The organism is Streptomyces sp. NPDC050508, from assembly GCF_040655155.1.
In the GTDB taxonomy this organism is placed as follows: Bacteria; Actinomycetota; Actinomycetes; order Streptomycetales; family Streptomycetaceae; genus Streptomyces.
In genome coordinates this window covers 13,827-34,268 of the sequence record NZ_JBFAJJ010000032.1, presented here as the reverse complement: position 1 = coordinate 34,268, position 20,442 = coordinate 13,827, and the positions used below count along the sequence as shown (strand labels likewise).

Annotated in this window: 15 protein-coding genes; 6 read left to right on the top strand and 9 right to left on the bottom strand. The window is 70.4% G+C overall.

All coding sequences use genetic code 11. From position 1 onward, the window contains the following. Positions 1-28: 28 nt before the first annotated feature. From AB0I69_RS46375 to AB0I69_RS46360, 4 genes are all read right to left on the bottom strand, one after another. Positions 29-1,582 (bottom strand): LCP family protein, encoded by a 1,554-nt coding sequence (locus tag AB0I69_RS46375; protein WP_363101923.1) that lies wholly within the window; start codon positions 1,580-1,582, stop codon positions 29-31. 130 nt (positions 1,583-1,712) lie between these two features. Continuing rightward, the gene (locus AB0I69_RS46370; RefSeq protein WP_363101884.1) at positions 1,713-3,440 is read right to left on the bottom strand and encodes an LCP family protein; all 1,728 of its coding nucleotides are present in this window, start codon (positions 3,438-3,440) and stop codon (positions 1,713-1,715) included. Positions 3,441-3,654: 214 nt separating this feature from the next. After that, positions 3,655-4,770 (bottom strand): LCP family protein, encoded by a 1,116-nt coding sequence (locus AB0I69_RS46365; protein WP_363101922.1) that lies wholly within the window; start codon positions 4,768-4,770, stop codon positions 3,655-3,657. Between the two features lie 283 nt (positions 4,771-5,053). Continuing rightward, positions 5,054-5,797, bottom strand: coding sequence for a TIGR03089 family protein (locus AB0I69_RS46360; RefSeq protein ID WP_363101883.1), 744 nt, complete (start codon positions 5,795-5,797; stop codon positions 5,054-5,056). Positions 5,798-5,925: 128 nt separating this feature from the next. Between AB0I69_RS46360 and AB0I69_RS46355 the strand changes: the two genes are divergently transcribed. Next, a complete protein-coding gene (locus AB0I69_RS46355) occupies positions 5,926-7,320 on the top strand; it encodes a peptidoglycan recognition protein (RefSeq protein ID WP_363101882.1) in 1,395 nt (464 codons plus the stop codon). Positions 7,321-7,380: 60 nt separating this feature from the next. After that, a complete protein-coding gene (locus tag AB0I69_RS46350) occupies positions 7,381-8,463 on the top strand; it encodes an NDP-sugar synthase (RefSeq protein WP_363101881.1) in 1,083 nt (360 codons plus the stop codon). Between the two features lie 219 nt (positions 8,464-8,682). On the opposite strand, the gene AB0I69_RS46345 is transcribed toward AB0I69_RS46350, so the two are convergent. The 4 genes from AB0I69_RS46345 to AB0I69_RS46330 form a co-directional block, all read right to left on the bottom strand. Beyond that, on the bottom strand, positions 8,683-9,684 hold the full coding sequence (locus tag AB0I69_RS46345; protein WP_363101880.1) for a DNA-3-methyladenine glycosylase 2 family protein: 1,002 nt from the start codon (positions 9,682-9,684) through the stop codon (positions 8,683-8,685). Between the two features lie 164 nt (positions 9,685-9,848). Then, positions 9,849-11,165 carry a coenzyme F420-0:L-glutamate ligase gene (locus AB0I69_RS46340; protein WP_363101879.1) on the bottom strand — a complete coding sequence of 439 codons (1,317 nt, stop codon included), beginning with the start codon at positions 11,163-11,165 and terminating at the stop codon, positions 9,849-9,851. Next, positions 11,162-12,121, bottom strand: coding sequence for a 2-phospho-L-lactate transferase (gene cofD / locus AB0I69_RS46335; RefSeq protein ID WP_363101878.1), 960 nt, complete (start codon positions 12,119-12,121; stop codon positions 11,162-11,164). The genes AB0I69_RS46340 and cofD overlap by 4 nt, the downstream gene beginning before the upstream one ends. 78 nt (positions 12,122-12,199) lie before the next feature. After that, positions 12,200-12,709, bottom strand: coding sequence for a cysteine dioxygenase family protein (locus AB0I69_RS46330; protein WP_363101877.1), 510 nt, complete (start codon positions 12,707-12,709; stop codon positions 12,200-12,202). Positions 12,710-13,325: 616 nt separating this feature from the next. On the opposite strand from AB0I69_RS46330, the gene AB0I69_RS46325 reads away from it, so the two are divergent. The 3 genes from AB0I69_RS46325 to AB0I69_RS46315 all read left to right on the top strand — a co-directional run bounded on the left by AB0I69_RS46325 (position 13,326) and on the right by AB0I69_RS46315 (position 18,993). Next, positions 13,326-13,589 (top strand): WhiB family transcriptional regulator, encoded by a 264-nt coding sequence (locus AB0I69_RS46325; RefSeq protein WP_003975777.1) that lies wholly within the window; start codon positions 13,326-13,328, stop codon positions 13,587-13,589. A gap of 197 nt (positions 13,590-13,786) precedes the next feature. Further along, on the top strand, positions 13,787-17,506 hold the full coding sequence (locus AB0I69_RS46320) for a glycosyltransferase (protein ID WP_363101876.1): 3,720 nt from the start codon (positions 13,787-13,789) through the stop codon (positions 17,504-17,506). Next, entirely contained in the window at positions 17,503-18,993 is a 1,491-nt protein-coding gene (locus tag AB0I69_RS46315) for a DUF5719 family protein (protein ID WP_363101875.1), read from the top strand. Before AB0I69_RS46320 ends, AB0I69_RS46315 begins: the two co-directional genes overlap by 4 nt. 37 nt (positions 18,994-19,030) lie before the next feature. Here AB0I69_RS46315 and AB0I69_RS46310 read toward each other — a convergent pair whose 3' ends face one another. Continuing rightward, complete coding sequence (locus tag AB0I69_RS46310; protein WP_363101921.1) at positions 19,031-19,480, bottom strand: metallopeptidase family protein; 450 nt, start codon at positions 19,478-19,480, stop codon at positions 19,031-19,033. 240 nt (positions 19,481-19,720) lie between these two features. Between AB0I69_RS46310 and AB0I69_RS46305 the strand changes: the two genes are divergently transcribed. After that, positions 19,721-20,191, top strand: a complete 471-nt coding sequence (locus AB0I69_RS46305; protein ID WP_363101874.1) for a DUF3499 domain-containing protein — start codon at positions 19,721-19,723, stop codon at positions 20,189-20,191. Positions 20,192-20,442: the final 251 nt, after the last annotated feature.

The following is a 20,442-nucleotide window of genomic DNA, read 5'->3' as shown; positions in this document are numbered from 1 at the left end:
GTACCGCCACAAGGAACGACGACCCGGACTACGACCAGACGTAGTTCGGGTCGACGTGCATGCAGGCCGTGGTGTCCGAACCGTTGAGGGCGTCGGCCGACGGCGGTGTCGTGTCGTCCTCGGCCGGTGCCTTGTACGTGGTGCCGGTGGTCCAGTCCGCGCCGACGATCAGAGTGACCCCGGAGACGCTGGTGGACTTCTTCACCGCGCTCGTCGGGACACCGAGCGCCTTGGCGACCCGCTGGGCGTCACCCTCCAGGTCCGCGCTCGGATAGCGGATGACCGTCGTGGCCTCGCTGAGGACCGTCGACGAGTCCGCCACCGCCTCCTTGAAGCCCTTCCCGACGAGGAGCTCGGCCACCGCGGTCGCCCGCCCCCGCACCGCGCTCGTCGTGCTGGTCCGGGTGCCGTTCTCCACCTGGACGGCGATCTGGTCGTCGGCGGCGGCCGGATCGGTGGACGCCTTCACCGCCGTGGCCGTCTTCTTCTTGTCCTTGCCGTCCAGCGCGATGTCCTCACGGACCAGCCGGAACAGCTTCGCCGCGTCGGTCGGCCTGGGCACCACCCGGCCGCTGCTGCCCGAGTACTCCCACGGCATGGTCGTCATGGTGATCCGGCCGGTCGGAACCTTCTTCAGTTCCTTGCTCAGGTCGTACAGCTTGGCCACGGTCCCGAGACCGTTGTCGACCGTGATCGCCTTGGTGGCCGTCTCGGCGAGGCTGCGCAGCCTGGTCGGATTGCTCAGCGTGGCGTTCTCGCGCAGCCGGCGGACCATCGAGTTCATGTACTGGTGCTGCGCCTTGGTCCGGGCGATGTCGGTGTCGTCCTCGAAGCCGTAGCGCGTCCGCAGCCACTGCAGGGCCTGCTTGCCCTTGACCGACGTGGTGCCCTTCTTCAGCTTCAGGCCGGAGCCCTTGCCGGAGGAGGTGTGCGAGTAGACGTTGGCGTCGACACAGACCGGCACCCCGCCGATCGCGTCCGCCATCGACACCACACCCGAGAAGTCGACCATCATGAAGTGGTCGATGTGGATGTCGGTCAGCTTCTCCCAGGTCGCCACCGTGCAGCCGGGGCCGCCGCGGCCCAGCGAGTCGTTCGTGATGACGTCGGTCTCCGCCGCGTACTTCTTGCCGGTGTCCGGGTCCGTGCACTTGGGGATGTCCACCAGGGTGTCACGGGGCATGCTCACGACCGACATGTTGCTGCGGTCCGCGGAGACATGGAGCAGCATCTGGACGTCGGCGCGGGCCGGGGTGCCGAAGGTGTCCTTCGCGCCGCCGAGCTTCTGGTTCTCCGCGGAGTCCCGCGCGTCCGAACCGATCAGCAGGATGTTCAGCGGGGTCTGGCCCGCCGCGTTGGCCTTGGACTGGGCCGCCCTGTCCTTCTCGTCCCCGATGTTCAGGGGGTCTTTCTTTATGTTGCTGTTGAGGTGCTGGTAGTACAGGTATCCGGCGCCGGCCGTCCCGAGTATGACCACCGCGAGGACGATCGCCGACCAGCGCAACGCCCGGCGTCTACGGCCCTTGCGGCCGCCCCCGTTCGTGTCCGCCCGTCTCTTCCCGTCCGCCGGCGTGAGCGACATCGTGTCCTCAACCGCCGGCACCTCCCCGCGCACGCTGCTCTGAGTCAAGTCCCCACCCCTCCCAAGCCTGCGCCTGACACACGGGTCCGCCCCGCGCCCTGTGAGACGCGGAACGGACCCGTGTGGTCACTTACTTGGCGCACTCAACCTTGTCCGCCGTGGACTTCTGGACCCCCTCCGGCGTCGACCCGGAGGTCGAGGTGAGCGGGACGCCGGCTCCCTTGAAGTCCTTGCCCAGGGTCAGCGTCATCGCCGGCAGCCCCTGGGAGTTCTCCACGCTCTTCCCCGGCTTCATCGCGGACCCCGAGAGGCCCATGATGGCGGCGAGCCTGCGAGCCTGGTCCGCCTGGTCGGGTGCGTACTCAAGGGTCGTCTTCGCCAGCACCGCCGGAGCGTTGCCCGCGTTCTCGGACTTGAGCACGCCCTCATCATTCTGCAGCCACGTAAGAGTTTCCTGTGCGCTGCCGGCGTCGGCCCCTCCGTTGAGGATCCGGACCCGCACCGCGGAGGCGGCGGACTTGGTGCCCTTGAGCCGGGCGGCCACGGCGGCCTTCTCCTTCGCGGCCTTCTGCTTGACCGCGGTGAAGGAGGTGTCGCTCTTGATCAGCGAGAAGACCTGCGGGGCGGTCGAGTTGTTGAGGACGACCGTCACCGGGGTCTTCTCCGCCGGGTTGTCGACGACCGGCACGGTGGTGAAGGTCAGGTTCTTCGGGTTGAGTTTGCCCAGCTCCAGACCGAGGTCCTTCAGCTTGCCGATGGTGTCGAGGTTGTCGTCGACGGTCAGCGCCTTGGTGCCGGTCTCCGCGAGCTTCAGCATCTTCGCGGGGTTGGTGAGCGTGGAGTTGGACTTCAGCTTCCGCATCAGCGCGCTGAGGAACTGCTGCTGCAGCGTGATCCGGCTCAGGTCACCGCCGAAGCCCACCGAGTGCCGGGTGCGCACGAAGGCCAGCGCCTGCTCGCCCGAGATGTTGTGCGTGCCCTTGGACAGCTTCAGATGCGAGTCGGAGTCGTCGATGTCCTTGGCCAGACAGACCTCGACGCCGCCGACCGCGTCGGTCAGCGTCTTCACGGCGTTGAAGTCGGCCACCATGAAGTCGTCGGGCTGGATCCCGGTCAGCTCGGTGACCGTCCGCACGGTGCAGCTGGGCGTACGGCCGCCCTGCCCGAGGCTGGTGTTGAAGCGGACACTCGTCGTGCCCGGGATGACCTTGGACGAGCCGTCCGACTGGGTCGTCGGGCAGTCCGGGATGTCGGTGATCAGGTCACGGGGGATGCTGAGCGCGGTCGCGTTCGAGCGGTCCTTGGACACGTGCAGCAGGATCGTGGTGTCCGCGTGGCCGACGCTGCCGGAGTCGCCGTAGCCCTCGTTGCCCGCACCGGTGCGCTTGTCGGTGCCGATCACCAGCAGGTTGATGGCCTTGCCCTTGCTGAAACCGCCGGTGCTCGCGCCGTCGTCGGAGACGGCCGTGATGTTGTCGTTGAGGTGCTTGATGTAGAGGTAGCCGCCTCCGGCGACCGCGACCAGCACGAGGGCCAGACCGCCGCCGGTCCACATCAGGACCTTCTTGCCCCTGGCCTTCTTCTTCACCGGCCGGCGCCCGCGCCGCCCCGGTGGCTCCTCGGGTGCGCCCCGCCGTCTGCGCGGCGCCGGCACCTCACGCCCGGGACTCCTCGGGACCGTCTCCCGCTCCGGCGCCGCCACACTGCGGTTCTGCGCAGTGGCTCTACGGGGCCCCGGCACCGCTGACTGCGGTGTGGAAGGAGTCAGTCGCAGTTCGTATTCGCCAGTGTTCGGATTGAGTACCCACTGGTCTGCGGGGTCGATGTTGTCCGCCCGCCCACGGCCTTGCGCGTCCACGGTTTACCGAATCCTCCGTCGGGGCCACGCGGCGCCTTCCCCCTCCAGGCGCTCGGGTCTCGTACATCCGATGCGCAAGTACACAGCACACCGGATCGCTCACACTATCCGTCCAGTTGAGCGGCAAGTGACTGCGGTGACAAATTCCACGTCCCTACAACCGGTCAATCCGCCCTATTTTTCGGAACAAAAGTTCGTCGACTTGGTGAGCGCATTACCCGCAGGTGTCCTCGGCGGCGGTGTTCCCACGGAACGTCGGCGCGGGCGTGGCCTCCGAACCGGGCGCCGTATTAAGGGTATTTGTGGCTGAATCCCGCGGTACTTCCTTCGTCACCGCGACAGTCGCGTCCGCCCGAAGCCGGGCGAACAGCTTTTCGGCCTCGGGCTCCACGAGCTGGTCGCGATTCGCGTTGTAAATGTACGACTCCCGCGGAACGGTGAGGAATTGCACATGTTCGGTGGGGATGTTCCGCAGGCCGCGCACCAGTTCGTACAAACCGCGCAGATTGGCCAGTTCCGGATCGGTGGTGAGCGACGAGGTGGCCGCGTCCAGCACCGGATACAACTTCCCCGGATTGAACAGCACATCGTCGCTCTGCACCTTGTTGACGAGCGCCCCCAGAAACCCCTGCTGACGGTCCATCCGATCGGTGTCACTGCCGTCACCCAGCGACTTCCGCGCCCGCACATACCCGAGCGCCTGCTCCCCGTCGAGCGTGACCCTGCCCGCGGGCAGCCTCAACTTGGCGGCCTTGTCACGAATAGGAGCCTTGAGACAGACCTGCACCCCGTCCACGGCATCGACCATGTCCTTGAACCCGTGGAAGTCCACCACCATGTGATGGTCGATCCGCACGTTCGTCAGCTTCTCCACGGTCCGGATCGTGCACCCCGAACCCCCCATCTGGAACGCGTAGTTGAACATCGCGAACATCGGCTCGCTCCGCGTCCCGTCCGGCCGCAGACACCCCGGCACATCCACCATCAGGTCCCGCGGCAGCGACACGGCGGTGGCGCTGCGCCGGTCGGCCGCCAGATGCAACAGGATCGTCGTGTCCGACCGCTCGGTCCCCGAGTCCCGCCCGTACTCCGAGTTCCCGTCCCCCGACCGCGAGTCGGACCCGATCAGCAGAATGTTCTGCGCCCCCTTCACCAACGCGGTAGGCCGCTCCTTCTCGTACCGGGCGAGCTCGGCAGCGGCGGCGTTGTCGGGGGTGATGTTCGCGTCGAGCTTGGCGTAGAGGGCCCACCCGACCCCGGCGGCCCCCACGAGGACCACGGCAACCCCGATCGCCGTTCCCCGCACCCATCGCCGACGCCGCCGACGTATGAGCCCGGCCCCGGAGGCGGAGGCCCCCGCCCCCGGCCCGAGAACGCCTCCTACGGTGTCGTCGAACACGGGCGGTCCACCCCTCATGGCCGAGGACGAGCGTGTGGTCCTGCGAGTGGTTCTGCGTCGGCTTCTGCTCTTACGACCATGGCGTGGATGGGGCGGGGGCGGCGGGCGGTGGGGGTCCATTCGGGTGACTGGTGCTTTTGTCTTCAGGGGCGCGAGGAACTGCGCGACCAGCCCCCACCGGCCGTCACTCGCCAAACAACCCTCCCCACCCCCTTCAGTAGCGCGTAACAGTCACCCGCTCACTCTCGACCCGCTTGGCCAAAGACTCCTCACCCAGCTGATCAAGATTCCGGCACAACACCACAGACCCCCCAGAGGCAAGCGGCCCGTACAACCCCACGCTCAACCCCTCCCACGTGTCGTACGACAACCCCGACAACACCCGAGCCCCCGCATCCGCACCCCCGTCGGCAAGGGCCCGCTCAACAACCTCGGCCCCCGTGAACTCACTCCCGCCGACGACCAACGCAGGCTCCTCAGGATCCACCGCCGAGAACGCAACAAACCGATCCCCCTGACTCGGCACCTCAACGGCATAGTCGACAAACCCAGCCGGAGTCTGCGGAAACCGCCCCCCGAGCGGCCGCAAGGCAAGAGCAACCCGCTCCCCACCACACGCTCGCGCCGCCTCCAACGACTCAGGCCCACTCACGACCACGTCGGCCGCACCCGCATCGCCCCCCACGTCCGCGACCACTCCCACGGACGAACACGCCAGCAACCACACCGCCGTCTGCCAATGCGCCGGCAACAACAACGCGACCCGATCACCGGGCCCCGCGCCGAGGTCCCCTTGAAGCAGGTTGGCGGTCTTGGCCACCCAATTGGCGAAGGTGGCCACGGACAATTCGACACGTTCCCCCGTGGCGTCGTCGTAGAAGGTCACCAGGGGGCGGCCGGGATCCGCGGCGAGCGCGGAACGCAGCAGGTCGGCAGGGGTGCGATCGGTGGCGTTCACCCGCGCAAGCGTACGCGGACGCACGGTCGTGCACGGAGTGCGGGACCACCGGTTCGGGCGAACGGCAGCCGACGGTCCGTCAATTCCCGGATGGGCGGATATGTATGGCTATGTTCAGAATCAGGAGCATGCGTGGATTCCTTGCTTCCTCGATCGGCGTCACCTGTGTGGCCGCACTGGCCCTCCCGCTCACCCTGCCCGCGGTCGCGGCACCGGCACCGGCACCGGCGGCGCAGCCAACGAGCGGCACGAGATCCGTGTCGACGGCCGCCGCACCGGACCTCCCCGGCAGCACCCAGTCGCTGCCCCTCGCCCCCCGAACCCGCGACCGCACCCTCGGCTCGGCCCCCGAGCAGGGCCTGACCCGCGACGACGTACACCGCTTCTCCCTCGTCGGCGTCATCTGGGACAACCCGGACACCGAACTGCATGGCAGCGTCCAGGTCCGCACCAGGGCCACCGGCACCGGTACCTGGTCCGGCTGGCAGGACGTCGACACCCACAACGAGGACCACGGCGCCGACCCCGGCACCGCCGAGCGCACCTCGGGCCGGGTCCACGGCTCCACGGCCCCGCTGTGGGTGGGCGACTCGGACGGAGTGGACGTACGCGTAAGAGCGGACGCCGACACCGAAGCCACCCGGACCGCAGACCCGCGGACCTCCTCCCTCCCCGCCGGCCTGCACCTCGAACTCGTGGACCCGGGCGCGGAACCCGCGTCCGCGAGCGCCCGAGCCGCCGCACCCCCCACCGCCGAGATGGCCGCAGCGTCGTCAGCGTCGTCAGCGTCCGCTGCCAACACCGACCTGGTCCCGCTCGGCGCCACCGAGATCCCGGCGTTGGACAGGCAGGCCACCGAACGCGAACTGGTCGCGCTGCGCGGCCCCGAGCTGACGCGGGCGGAGCGGGCCGCGCCGTACATCGGGCCACGGCCGCGCATCATCACCCGGCGTGGCTGGGGCGCCGACGAGAAGCTGCGCGAGAAGGGGTTCGTCTACACGAAGAAGGTCAAGGCGGCCTTCGTTCACCACACCGCCACCGGCAACAACTACCGCTGCTCGCAAGCCTCTTCAGTCATTCGTGGTATCTACCGCTACCACGTCAGGAGCAGTGGCTGGCGCGACATCGGCTACAACTTCCTCGTGGACAAGTGCGGAAACATCTACGAGGGGCGTGCCGGGGGAGTGGCGAAGGCGGTCCTGGGTGCACACACCCTCGGTTTCAACACCAACAGCATGGGGATCGCGGTCCTCGGAACCTTCGGCACCGCCAAACCGTCCTCGGCGGCAGTGACGGCCATCGCCCGACTCACCGCGTGGAAGCTCGGGCTCTACGGAGTCAATCCGCGCGGCAAGACATACCTGAAGTCCGGGGGTGGCAATCTCTACCGAAAGGGAAAGAACGTACGACTCAATGTGATCTCCGGCCATCGGGACGGGTTCGCCACAGAGTGCCCAGGACGGCAGCTCTACGGCAAGCTCGGCTCGGCCCGCTCGACGTCGGCCCGTTTCCAGGGCCGCTGACAGACACTGGCCGGCCGAGAAAACAGCTCGGCCGGTCCCGGCAGGAAGCAGAGACGACAGGTGACAGAAGCGATCCTCCTGGTCGGCGGCAAGGGCACCCGGTTGCGCCCGCTCACGGTGCACACCCCGAAGCCGATGGTCAGGGCGGCGGGGGTGCCGTTCCTCACGCATCAGCTGGCGAGAGCGAGAGCGGCGGGCGTGGACCACATCGTCCTGGCCACTTCCTATCTGGCGGAGGTGTTCGAACCGCACTTCGGTGACGGCTCGTCACTCGGCCTCCACATCGAGTACGTCACGGAGGACGAGCCCCTCGGCACGGGCGGCGCGATCCGCAACGTGGCCTCGCGCCTCCACTCCGGCCCCGACGACCCGGTCCTGATCTTCAACGGCGACATCCTGACGGGCCTGAACATCAGGGCACTCGTGGACACCCACGAGACAACGGGCGCGGACGTCTCCCTCCACCTCACCAAGGTGACGGACCCCCGCGCCTACGGCCTGGTCCCCACGGACGAGACGGGCCGGGTCCTGGCCTTCCTGGAGAAGCCCCAGACCCCCGAGGAGATCGTCACCGACCAGATCAACGCGGGGGCGTACGTCTTCCGCCGCTCGGTCATCGACACGATCCCGGCGGGCCGCCCGGTGTCGGTGGAACGAGAGACATTCCCGGACCTGCTGGCAGCCGGCGCCCACCTCCAAGGCCTGGTGGACTCGACGTACTGGCTGGACCTCGGCACTCCAGCCGCCTTCGTTCGAGGCTCGGCGGACCTGGTCCTGGGCCGCGCCCCGTCCCCCGCGATCCCCGGCCGCTGCGGCGACCGCCTGGTCCTCCCCACGGCCCGGGTCGCCCCCGACGCCAAGCTGACGGGCGGCACGGTGGTGGGCGAGGGCGCGTTCGTGGCGGAGGGCGCGAGGGTCTTCGGCTCGACGATCCTCCCCGGCGCCGTCATCGAACCGGGCGCCGTGATCACCGACTCCCTCATCGGCACCCGAGCCCGAGTCGGCGAACGCTCCGTCCTCACCGGCACGGTCATCGGCGACGGCGCGATCATCGGCGCCGACAACGAACTCCGGGACGGCATGCGGGTGTGGTGCGACGTGCGGATTCCGGCGGGGGCGGTGCGGTTCTCTTCGGATCAGTAGGGGACGGGGGTGCTCGGGTGGGTGACTCTTCGACCCACCGAGTCGGGTCAGTGGGTGACTGTTGGGCCTACCGAGTTGGGTCAGTGGGCGACTGTTGGGCCCACCGAGTCGGTCGATGGTCCACTTCTGGGCCTACCGAGTCGGGTGGTGGGTGGGCATAGGTCGGGGGTCTGGGGGCGGAGCCCCCAGGAGGACCCGCACCCCCACCCACCCGCACTCTCACAACTTCCCGATGTCACCCCGAGGCATCTTCGGCGCACGCCTGGCCGGCGTCCTCCCGCTCAGCAGAATCAACCGAGCCGCCCGATGCCGCTGCCCCGCATACGGCTCCAGCAACGACAACATCACCGAGTCGTCCGCATCCCGGTCCCCGGCCAACGCCCACCCCACGATCCCCGGCAGATGCAGATCCCCCACAGTCACCGCATCCGCCGCCCCATGACTCCGCTGCACGGTCTCCGCGGACGTCCACACCCCCACCCCCGGCACCACCTCCAACCGGGCCCGCGCATCCTCCGCCGACATCGACACGGCCTGCTCAAGCCGCGCAGCAACCCGTACGGCACGCAGAATCGTCGAGGCCCGCTTGTCGTCGACCCCGGCCCGATGCCACTCCCACGACGGAATCAACGCCCAGGCACGCGGCGCAGGCATGACCCACATCCGCCCGCCCACAGGCCCGGGCGCCGGCTCCCCGAACTTCCGCACCAACAACCGCCAGGCCCGATACGCCTCGTCGGTCGTCACCTTCTGCTCCAGCACGGACGGAATCAACGACTCCAACACGAGCCCGGTCCGCGTCAGCCTGAGCCCCGGCCGCCGATGCTGAGCCACCGCCACAAGCCGATGCCGAGGCACAAACGCATCAGGATCATCAGCGGCACCAAGCATCTCCGGCAACCGCGCCAACAACCACTCGCCCCCGGGCCCCCATGCCTCCCCGCGCACCTCACTCCCGTGACCGGACACCCGCAAGGTCCCCGGCCCGACCGGCGTAAGACTGGCCCGCCACACAGCCCCGTCCGCAGTCACCCGAAACGTGGGATCCCCGGGCCCCCGCCGCAACGGCCCGAGCACCAGCCCGAGATCAAGCGCCCCGCTCGGCACCCAGCTCCGCACACGCCCCGCTTCGCCGACCTGCCGAGGCACACTCCCAGGCACCACAACATGCCCACCCCGCACAGTCGTAGGAGTGGGCCGAGGAGCAAAACGTCCGGCCACGGTGAGTTCCAGGGGTGAGGTGAGTTACCTGAAGAGTGTTAGGAGCCTAGGCGGTAGCGCCCCTTCAGGGGCGCGGGGCTGTGTCGAATATGCGGCTCCGCCGCGTGGGCGCGCCCAGCCACAAACGACACGCACCCGCAACCGACACAGCCCCCAACGGCGACTCACCGCACCTCGATAAACGCCCCCGCATCCCGCTCAGCCCGAGCGGCAGGCGACGCCGCCGCATGCCCCACAGCCACCGCCCCCATCGGATCCCACCCCTCCGGCAACCCCAACACCCCCCGCACAACATCCCGGCAGAACATCGTCGACGAAACCCACGCCGACCCCAACCGCTCCCCGGCAAGCGCGACCAGGAAATTCTGCACACCCGCCCCCGCGGCCACCACGAACATCTCCCGCTCGGCCCCGTCCCGCCGCACATCCCCGTACGTGTGCGACCCGTCCATGACGAGACACGGCACCACGAGATACGGCGCCCCGCGCAGCACATCCCCGCGCCGCACCCGTTTCGCGATGGACTCCTCCGACTTCCCGTCCCGCCGCAGATCCGCGATCCACGCATCGCGCATCGCATCCAGCAAGGCCCCCCGAGACTCGGCGGACTCCAGCAGCACGAACCGCCACGGCGTCGTGTGATGCGGCGCCGGCGCGGTCACCGCCGCGGCCACGGCCCGTCGTACGGCACCGGGGTCCACCGGCTCGTCCGTGAAGGCCCGCACCGTACGACGCTGGGTCACCGCCTCCCGTACCGCCTCCGACGTCCCCAGCCGGAACATGTCGTCGCGCCCGCCCCGCACCATGGCCCGAGCCCCCGTCCCGTCGTTCTCGGAGGTCACGACATGCGCCAGCCCCCGCACCACAGCCACCGGCAGCCCCGCGGCCTTGCCCTTGACCAGATCACCGGCGGCGGCCAGTTCGTCCGCCGTCGCCACGACCGTCGCGCTCAGCGGATTGCCGTACGCGTCCGTGCCCCCGCGCAGATCGTCCAGTACGTGCACCCCTGCGGCGCCGATCGCGACGTCCGTGAGCCCCGTGCGCCAGGGCCGCCCGAAGGTGTCGGTGACGACGACCCCGACGTTGACACCGAGCGCGTCCCGCAGCCCGTCGCGGATCGCGCGCGCGGACGCGTCCGGGTCCTCGGGCAGCAACAGCACAGTGCCGGCAGGGGTGTTGGAGGCGTCGACCCCGGCGGCGGCCATGATCAGCCCCTGCCGGTTCTCCACGATCCGCAGGGCCCCGCGCCGCGCCACGACCCGTACGGTCTCGGCGTCGATCGCGGCCTCCCGGTCGGCCGCCTCGACGATCCGCCCCTCCGCCTTGGACACGATCTTCGAGGTGACGAGGAGCACGTCCCCGTCGACGAGCCCGGGCTCGGCCGTGGCGATCAGCTTCGCGAGATCGTCTCCCGCCGCGACCTCGGGCATCCCGGGCACGGCCCAGACCCGGTAACCCTCCACCGGTGCCACCTCGCTCATGCCGCCCGCACCTCCTCCGCCAACGCCAGCGCCTCCCGCGCCATCCGCGCGGTCGCCTCGTCGTCGGTCATCATCAGCGGCACGGCCCGGCAGCGGATGCCGGCCGCCTCGACGTCCGCTACGGCGGCCTCGTCCACGGTGTCGACGAGCCAGCCGTCGAGGAGTCCCGAGCCGTAGTGCTCGGCGACCGCCGTGGCCGTGGACTCCACGCCCACCGCAGCGAGCACCTTGTCGGCCATCCCGCGCACGGGCGCGTCCCCGACGATGGGGGAGAGGCCGACCACGGGCACCCCGGCCTCGGCGATGGCCTCCCGGATGCCGGGCACGGCGAGGATCGTGCCCACGGAGACGATCGGGTTGGACGGCGGGAAGAGGATGACGTCCGCCTCCGCGATGGCCTCCAGGACCCCGGGCGCGGGCTTGGCCTGCTCGGCCCCGACCGGTACGACGGCCTCGGCGGCCACCGACGCGCGCAGCCGCACCCAGTACTCCTGGAAGTGGATCACCTTGCGCTCGCCGTCCACCTCAACGGCGACATGCGTCTCGACGCGGTCGTCCGTCATGGGGATGAGCCGTACTCCCGGTTTCCACCGGTCGCACAGCGCCTCGGTGACCGCGCTCAGCGGAAACCCGGCGCCGATCATCTGCGTCCGCACGATGTGCGTCGCGAAGTCCCGGTCGCCGAGCCCGAACCACTCCGGCCCGACCCCGTACGCCCCGAGCTCCTCCTTGAGGTGGAAGGTCTCGTCGGCCCGACCCCAGCCCTGCTCCTCGTTGATGCCGCCGCCGAGCGTGTACATCACCGTGTCGAGGTCGGGACAGACCTTCAGCCCGAAGAGGTGGATGTCGTCCCCCGTGTTGCCGATCACCGTGATGTCCGCGTCCGGCACGGCCTGCTTGAGACCGCGCAGGAACCGGGCACCACCGATACCGCCTGCCAGAACCACAATGCGCATGGGCACAAGTCTTGCAGGCGGGTCTGACAATGCGGCAGGCAGTCGTCGCATCGGGCGCCGAGCCGTCACCGCATCGCGTCAGGCGGTCACGGCGTCGACCGGTTCCGACCCGGTGCGCCGCGCGCACGCCGTGTGCATCGGCATCTCGGTCAGGCCCGGGAAGTAGACGTGCAGGCTTATGGCCGGTTCCAAGGTGTCGTTGACGACCTCGTGGACGTACCCCGGCGCGAACATCCGCTGCGCGCCCGCCCCCAACGCGCGCGTGCCCCGCTCGGTGCGCTCGGTCAGCGTGCCGTCCAGGACGGTCAGCACACCGGAGGAGAGACCGTGGTCGTGCAGCCCGCTGCCCTGCCCGGGCACCCAGGACAGCAGCCACACCTCGTAGCCGGGGCCGGTGCGCAGCCGGTGGTACCAGCGGCTCGTCGCGTCGTACTCGACCAGGTGCTCCCACTGCGTGCGGTCGGCGGCGACGGAGCGCGCCAGGCCGACGAACTCGGCCACGGTGGCCGGGTGCTCGCGCGGGGTCTGGAGAAGATGCGGGACTTCGAGGATGTCGCCGGCGATCTGGAGGTCGTTGTCGCTGTTCATGGGGGTGCGGTGGTTCCTCGGCGTAAGAAGTAACGGCGGGGGCTGGGTGTCACCAAGACAAGAAAGCAAGCAAACAAGCAAGGCCGGAGCGCGTAGGGCTCAACAGCTGGAACAGCGACAACAGCTACAGCGAGCGTGGGCAGCACCGAGGGACCCGGCGGTGCGGGTCGAGGTGAGTGCCAAGTTCGCGAGCATGCCCACAAGGACAGCGGTTCACACCCGCACTGTCAACTCGACGCCCGGTATGTGGGACATGTTTCACCTCATCCGGTTCATCTCCGAGGTGAAAGGTTTGTTCAGGAGCCTACCGGGACACATGGCGCACAACCGGGCGCACAAACCCCGTTGGAACGAGATCGAACTCCTGAGCGTCCTCCCCCGTACAGGCCCTGTCTTGGGGTAGGAGGCCCGCGAGGGTCTCCTCTGCCCTGTCAAGGTTTATGCCGATTTGAACACTTTCCGCTAGGCCTTGGTTCCGCAGAGTGAATAAGGGGCCCAATAGCAGATCTCGGCTTGACTCGCCCGGAGCAGCACACTTGTAATTTCACTCGTGTCGTTCAGCCGACATCGGTGACGGCTACATCACGGGGACGCGAAAGACAGACGAGGGGCGCACATGACCGAGCTGGTGCAGCAACTGCTGGTCGACGACGCGGACGAGGAACTCGGCTGGCAGGAGCGCGCGCTGTGCGCCCAGACCGACCCCGAGTCCTTCTTTCCCGAGAAGGGCGGCTCCACCCGCGAGGCCAAGAAGGTCTGCCTCGCCTGCGAGGTCCGCTCCGAGTGCCTCGAATACGCCCTCGCCAACGACGAACGCTTCGGCATCTGGGGCGGCCTCTCCGAGCGGGAACGCCGCCGGCTCAAGAAGGCCGCCGTCTGAACCGGACGGCACACCCGGGGACATACCGCGGGGCACACCTCGGGACGTACTGAACGGCCCGTCGCAGCTGGGTTATCCACAGGCGGCGGGCCGTCGCTGTGCCCAGCCGATAGTGTGGGCGCTCGTCCGAGACGTACCGCAGTCCCCTCGGGACACGGGCGTCCACCGCAGTCCATCGAACCGGGGCCCGTACCTCGATGTCCGTGCACAGCCACACGGCAGCCCAACACGACGCTGCCACTCCTGAGTTCCCGCGTCACGTGGTGACCGCGGTGCTCGTCTCCCACGACGGCGCCCGCTGGCTGCCCGACGCGCTCGCCGGGCTGCTCGGCCAGGAGCGCCCCGTGCAGAGCGTCATGGCCGCCGACACCGGCAGCGCGGACGACTCCGCCCAGCTGGTCACCGACGCCCTCGGCGCCGACCGCGTGCTGCACCTCGCCCGGCGCACCGGCTTCGGCCAGGCCGTCGAGGAGGCCAACCGCACCGCACCCGTGCTGACCCCGGACGAGCTGCCGTACCTGAAGCGCCCCAGCGGCTGGGACCCCGTCACGCGCACGTGGCGCGACGACGCCTACGACCTGCCGGAACTCCCGCACGGCGAGCCCGTCCAGTGGCTGTGGCTGCTGCACGACGACTCCGCCCCGGAACCCGACGCCCTGGCCCAGCTGCTGCGGGTCGTGGACCAGGAGCACGAACTGGGCCGCGACGACGTGGCTGTCGTAGGCCCCAAGCTGCGCGGCTGGTACGACCGGCGGCAGCTCCTGGAGGTCGGCGTCACCATCGCCCACTCCGGCCGCCGCTGGACCGGCCTCGACCGCCGCGAACAGGACCAGGGCCAGCACGACCACGTGCGGCCCGTGCTGTCGGTGTCCACCGCGGGCATGCTCGTCCGGCGCGATGTCTTCGACGAGCTCGGCGGCTTCGACCGCAGGCTGCCCCTGATGCGGGACGACGTCGACCTGTGCTGGCGCGCCACCGCCGCCGGCCACCGCGTCCTGGTCGCCCCCGAGGCGGTCGTACGGCACGCCGAGGCGGCCTCCCGCGAGCGCCGTGCCGTCGACTGCGCGGGCCGCACCGTCGCCTCCCCGCACAAGGTCGACAAGGCCGGCGCCGTCTACACCCTGCTCGTCAACAGCCGTACGGCCGTGCTGCCCTGGGTCCTCTTCAGGGTCGTCGTCGGCACACTGCTGCGGACCGTCGCCAACCTCGTCGGCAAGGTCCCCGGACAGGCCCTCGACGAGATCCGCGGCCTCCTGGGGACCCTGCTGCGCCCCGAGCGGATCATCGCCGGACGGCGCAGGCGCGCCGGCGCGCAGATCGACAAGGCCGAACTGAGGCCGCTGTTCCCGCCGCCCGGCGCGACCGTCCGGGCCACCTTCGAACAGGTCGCCGGGAGCTTCGTCGACACCTCCGACCCCGAGATCACCTCCGGAGCCGGCCGGCACGGCGGCGCGGTCGAGTCCGGACCCGGCGGCGACGACGCGGACTTCCTGGAGATCGACCAGTTCGCGCGCGTGAGGCGCATCGCCCGCAAGCCGGGCCCGGTGCTGTTCCTGGTGCTGCTGCTGGTCTCGCTCGTCGCCTGCCGCGGACTGCTCGGCAGCGGCGCGCTCACGGGCGGCGCGCTGCTGCCCGCCCCGGGCGACTCCGGTGAGCTGTGGTCACGCTTCCTGGACTCCTGGCATCCGGTGGGCGCCGGCGGCACTCCGTCCGCGCCGCCGTACCTCGCGCTCGTCGCGATGCTCTCCTCGCTGCTCTTCGGCTCGACCGGCTTCGCCGTCACGGTCCTGCTGGTGGCCTCGGTCCCGCTGGCCGGGTTCACCGCCTACTTCGCGTCCCGCCCGCTCGTCGAGTCCCGGCTGCTGCGCGCGTGGGCGGCCGTCGTCTACGCCTTCCTGCCCGCCGCCACCGGCGCCCTCGCGGGCGGCCGCATCGGCACCGCCGTGCTCGCCGTGCTGCTCCCGCTGATGGCCCGCGCGGGCATCGCTGCCAGCGGCCTCACCCACTCCTCCGGGGCCCGCGGCAGCTGGCGCGCCACCTGGGCGTACGCCCTGCTCCTGACGATCACCACCGCCTTCACGCCGATCATCTGGCCCATCGCGCTGCTCCTGGGCATCGCGCTGCTGGCCGTGCGCCGCGGCGACCTCGTCGGCTACGGCCCGCGCTTCCTGGCCCAGTTCGGCACCCCGCTGCTGATCCTGGCGCCCTGGTCGCTGACGCTGCTCCCGTTCGGCTTTTTCCAGCAGGCCGGTCTGGAGTACGGCTCCGGGGCCGCGTCCCCCCTCGACCTGCTCGGTGCCAGCCCGGGCGGCCCCGGCACGGTCAGTGGCCTGATGCTCATCGGCATCGTGCTGGCCGCGCTCGCCGCCCTGCTGCGCAGTGAGCGGCAGTTCGGAATCTGGACGGCCTGGGGCGTCGCCCTCGTGGGCCTCGTCTTCGCCGTCCTGTCCAACAGCTCCACCTGGGCGGGCCCCGCGACCCTCGTCTACGGCCTCGCCCTCCTCGCCGCCGCCGCGCTCGGCGCCGACGGGGCACGCGCGCGTGTGGCCGAGCAGAGCTTCGGCTGGCGCCAGCCGGTGGCCGTGCTGATCGCCTTCGCCTCGGCCGCGGGCCCGCTGCTCGTCGCCGCCGGCTGGATGATCCGCGGCGCCGACGGCCCCCTGGAGCGCCACGACCCGACCCAGGTGCCCGCGTTCGTCGCCGAGGAGAGCGGCACCCAGGACCAGGCCCGCACCCTCGTCCTCGACAGCGACTCCGCAGCCCACGTCGGCTACATGCTGGTGCGCGGCTCCGGCGCCCGCATGGGAGACGCCGAATTCGCGGCCGCGGATGGGGAGAACACCAGGCTCGACAAGGTCGTCGCCAACCTCGTCGCCGGTTCCGGCGCCGACCAGGCCGACGAACTCGGCGGCTTCGCCGTGCGCTACGTCCTCGTCCACAAGGGCGCGCCCCGCGAGGTCAGCCGCGTCCTGGACGCCACCCCCGGCCTCAGCAGGCTCAGCCAGGCCGACGGCAGCGCCCTGTGGCGGGTGGACGCGCAGGTCTCCCGCGCGGCCATCGTCACCGGCTCCGCCGCCCCCAAGCCCGTCGCCGCCGGACCCGTCGACATCCACACCACGGTCCCGTCCGGCGCCACCGGCCGCGTGCTGCGCCTCGCCGACTCGGCCGCCGTCGGCTGGACGGCCACCCTGGACGGCAAGCCGCTCACCCGCACCACGGTCGACGGCTGGGCCCAGGGCTTCGAACTCCCCGCCTCCGGCGGCAGGTTGGACGTCACCTACGACGACCCGATCGGGCACACCGCCTGGCTGTGGACACAGGGCGCACTCGCCCTCGTCCTCGTCGTGCTCGCCCTCCCGGGCCGCCGCCGCGAGATCGACGACGACCTCCCCGAGGAGGAGCTGATCCCGGCCCAGGCGGTCGCGGGCGAGGGCCGCCGGGCCCGCCGCCTGCGCGCCCAGGCCGAGGCCGAGTCCACCGACCAGACCGACGACCCCGCGGACACCGGGCAGTTCGACGCGTTCGCCACCAACACCCCACCTCCTCCTGCGGAGGAGGCAGCCGCCGCGATCCCGCAGCAGCAGTCCTACGGCGAGTGGGACACCGCGAGCTATGCGGGCGCCGAATACGGCACCTACGGCGGCGAGCAGTACCAGGCCAACGAGCAGTACCAGGCGGGCACTTACGACCAGTCGTACCAGGCGGACCCCTACCAGGGCGGCCAGTACGACCCGTACGCGTACGGCGGTCAGCCCCCGACACCGGCGTACGACCCGACGTACGAACAGGGCTACGACCAGAACCAGGGGCAGAACCAGGGCTACGACCCGAACTACGACCCCGCCTACGACCCGACGTACGACCCGGCCCAGCAGCATCCGCACGGCAGTGAGCGCCCCGACGGGAGCCAGCAGTGAACCGCACCACCCTGTCCCTCCTCGCCGGCGTGGTCGCGCTCGCCGCCGTCACCGGGTTCGCCGAGATGAACACACCGGCCGCGGCCGGCTCTGGCACCGCCAAGGCGGCCGCCCGACTGCCCGTGGAGCGCACCAGCCTGCTGTGCCCGGCACCGAGCACCTCCGACCTCGCCGACACGTCGTACACGTCCTTCACGCCCGTCACGACGGGCACGGGAAGCAGCGGCAAGGCCGAACTGCAGTCCGTCACCGAGGAGTCGGGCGACGGCACGAGCGGCAAGAAGAAGCCCGCCAAGCCCGTCCTTGAGCCCAAGGACCCCGGCACACCGGCCACCGGTGACAGTTCCGGCGCGGACTCGCCCGCGCTGCTCGGCACCGCCGAGGGCAAGTACGCGCCCGGCTGGACCGTCCAGGAGACCACCGAGGTCGCCGCGGGCAACGGCCGCGGCCTCCAGGGCGTCAACTGCACCGCTCCGGACACCGAGTTCTGGTTCCCGGGCGCCAGCACCTCCGCCGACCGCACCGACTACGTGAACCTCACCAACCCGGACGACTCCGCCGCCGTCGTCGACATCGGCCTCTATGGCAAGGACGGCGACCTCAAGTCGACGGTGGGGGAGGGCATCACGGTCGAGCCGCACGCCAGCGAGCCGATCCTGCTGTCCACGCTCACCGACGACCAGGAGGCCGACCTGACCGTGCACGTGACCGTGCGCAGCGGCCGGGTCGGCGCGTCCGTGCAGGCGCTCGACGCCAAGCTCGGCGGCGACTGGCTGGCCGCGTCCACCGACCCGGCAGGCAGCCTGGTCATGCCGGGCATCCCGAAGGACGCCACCTCCGTACGGCTGATCGCCTTCACACCGGGCGACTCGGACGCCGACCTGAAGGTGCGACTGTCCTCACCCACCGGGATGATCACGCCGGCCGGGCACGAGACCGTGCACGTGAAGTCGGGCATGACGACCGCCGTCGACCTGGGCGACGTCACGCGCGGCGACCCGGGCTCCCTGATCCTGACGCCGACCGACCAGTCCGTGCCGGTCGTCGCCGCGCTGAAGGTCGTACGGGGCAAGGGCAGCAAGCAGGAGACGGCGTTCATCTCCGCGACCAGCCCGGTGGACACGCGCGCGACGTCCGTCGACAACAGTGCCAAGGGCACCACGTTGTCCCTGGTCGCGCCCACCCGCACCGCGACGGTCAAGGTCACCGCGTCCGCGGGCAGCGGCGGCGGTACGCCCGTCTCGAAGACGTACACGATCAAGGCCGGCACCACCGAGGACGTCGAACTCCCCGTCCCCGGCGGCCTGAAGGGCACGTACGCGCTGACGATCGAGCCCCAGTCGGGCGGCCCGGTGTACGCGGCCCGGACGCTGTCGGCGACCGAGGAGGGCGTACCGGGCTTCACGATCCAGACACTGCCCGACGACCGGGGCACGGTGTCGGTGCCACAGACGGACGAGGACCTCTCGGTCCTGCAGAAGAAGTAGCTGTCGTAGGAGTCGGGGGCACGCGCGCGTGGGGAGGTCAGTCCTCCCCGTAGCGCGGATCGACCGTCTCCGGGGTGAGCCCCAGCAGTTCGGCGACCTGTTCCACGACCACCTCGTGGACCAGGGCCGCGCGTTCGTCGCGCCCCTTCGTGCGGATCTCGACCGGCCGCCGGTAGACGACCACGCGCGCGGGCTGTCCCTCGCGCGAGGGAATCGTGCCGCCCAGGGGCACCGACTCGTCGTTCCAGCCCTCGCCCGCCCCACCCAGCCGCGGCACTTCGAGGACGAGGAAATCGATGTCGGACAGCTGCGGCCAGCGTCGCTCCAGGCGCTCCACGGAGTCCTGCACCAGATCCGCGAACGCATCGGCCCGGCTCGCGGCCAGCGGAACCTGGGGCGGTGCGATCGGGCCGCGCATGCCCCGGCCGTGTCGATCGCGGCGCCGGGGCCCGGGGCCGGCGGCAGAGGGCGGTACGGGGGTGTCCATCACTGGTGAAGCGTAGTCCCCGCCGAGTCCGGCCACCCGACTCCACCCGCCGTCCGGCCGCTCGTACGCCATGTCGCCGGATGACCATTCCGGCCAAGGTTGGGCTCGATTCCGTATGTCTCCAAGACCGTCACTCTCAAGGCAATTGACGGTGTTTGTGCCGAGTGGTGACCGGACCTGACCCTGTTCGAGATCTCGGGAAGTGGTGTTCGTGCAGGTCAGCGGCGTGTTACCGGAGGGATGTGTGGGGCGTTTCACAGCCCGACACGGTGGAGTGACCTGGGGGAGAGTCGTCGCGGCCCGCTCAAGAGTGCGGTACCGTCCAACGTCGTGAGCCCTGTACGTCGCTGTTCGCGCACCGCTTGCGGCCGCCCCGCCGTCGCGACGCTGACGTACGTCTACGCCGACTCGACCGCGGTCCTCGGCCCGCTCGCCACCTACGCCGAACCCCACTGCTACGACCTGTGCGCCCAGCACTCCGAGCGCCTCACCGCGCCCCGCGGCTGGGAGGTCGTCCGGCTGCTCGACAGCTCCGCGCCCGCCCGCCCGAGCGGCGACGACCTGGAAGCGCTTGCCAACGCCGTGCGCGAGGCGGCCCGCCCGCAGGAGCGGGCGGCCGAGGCCGGCGGCAGAGGCGGGGCCCGTACGGCGGACCCGATGGAGGTCGCACGCCGGGGTCATCTGCGGGTACTGCGGTCGCCGGACAACTGACGTCGTCTGCCCCGGAGTTCGTCGCCGGAGTTCGTTCAACGATCCTGTTGTTCAGCGAGCCGGTCGTTCAACGATCCGCTCGCCCGGTGATCCAGTCGTTCAACGATCCGCCTGGCCCGCGGGCGAGTTGTTCAACGATTCACGCGACCCCTCACCCAACCACCCTGTACCGCTGGGGTGGATGGCGCCCTGAGCTGAGGTAACGGTGTGTGGACGGCTCGGTTGCCGCACGTCGCACGGTGGTCCTTGCG

Bases quoted from the DNA above. Each gene is read 5' to 3' on its own strand.
- AB0I69_RS46355 (WP_363101882.1), top strand. From the start codon at position 5,926: ATGCGTGGATTCCTTGCTTCCTCGATCGGCGTCACCTGTGTGGCCGCA.
- AB0I69_RS46340 (WP_363101879.1), bottom strand. From the start codon at position 11,165: ATGAGCGAGGTGGCACCGGTGGAGGGTTACCGGGTCTGGGCCGTGCCC.
- AB0I69_RS46325 (WP_003975777.1), top strand. From the start codon at position 13,326: ATGACCGAGCTGGTGCAGCAACTGCTGGTCGACGACGCGGACGAGGAA.
- cofD (WP_363101878.1), bottom strand. From the start codon at position 12,121: ATGCGCATTGTGGTTCTGGCAGGCGGTATCGGTGGTGCCCGGTTCCTG.
- AB0I69_RS46375 (WP_363101923.1), bottom strand. From the start codon at position 1,582: ATGTCGCTCACGCCGGCGGACGGGAAGAGACGGGCGGACACGAACGGG.
- AB0I69_RS46320 (WP_363101876.1), top strand. From the start codon at position 13,787: ATGTCCGTGCACAGCCACACGGCAGCCCAACACGACGCTGCCACTCCT.
- AB0I69_RS46330 (WP_363101877.1), bottom strand. From the start codon at position 12,709: ATGAACAGCGACAACGACCTCCAGATCGCCGGCGACATCCTCGAAGTC.
- AB0I69_RS46310 (WP_363101921.1), bottom strand. From the start codon at position 19,480: ATGGACACCCCCGTACCGCCCTCTGCCGCCGGCCCCGGGCCCCGGCGC.
- AB0I69_RS46305 (WP_363101874.1), top strand. From the start codon at position 19,721: ATGTGTGGGGCGTTTCACAGCCCGACACGGTGGAGTGACCTGGGGGAG.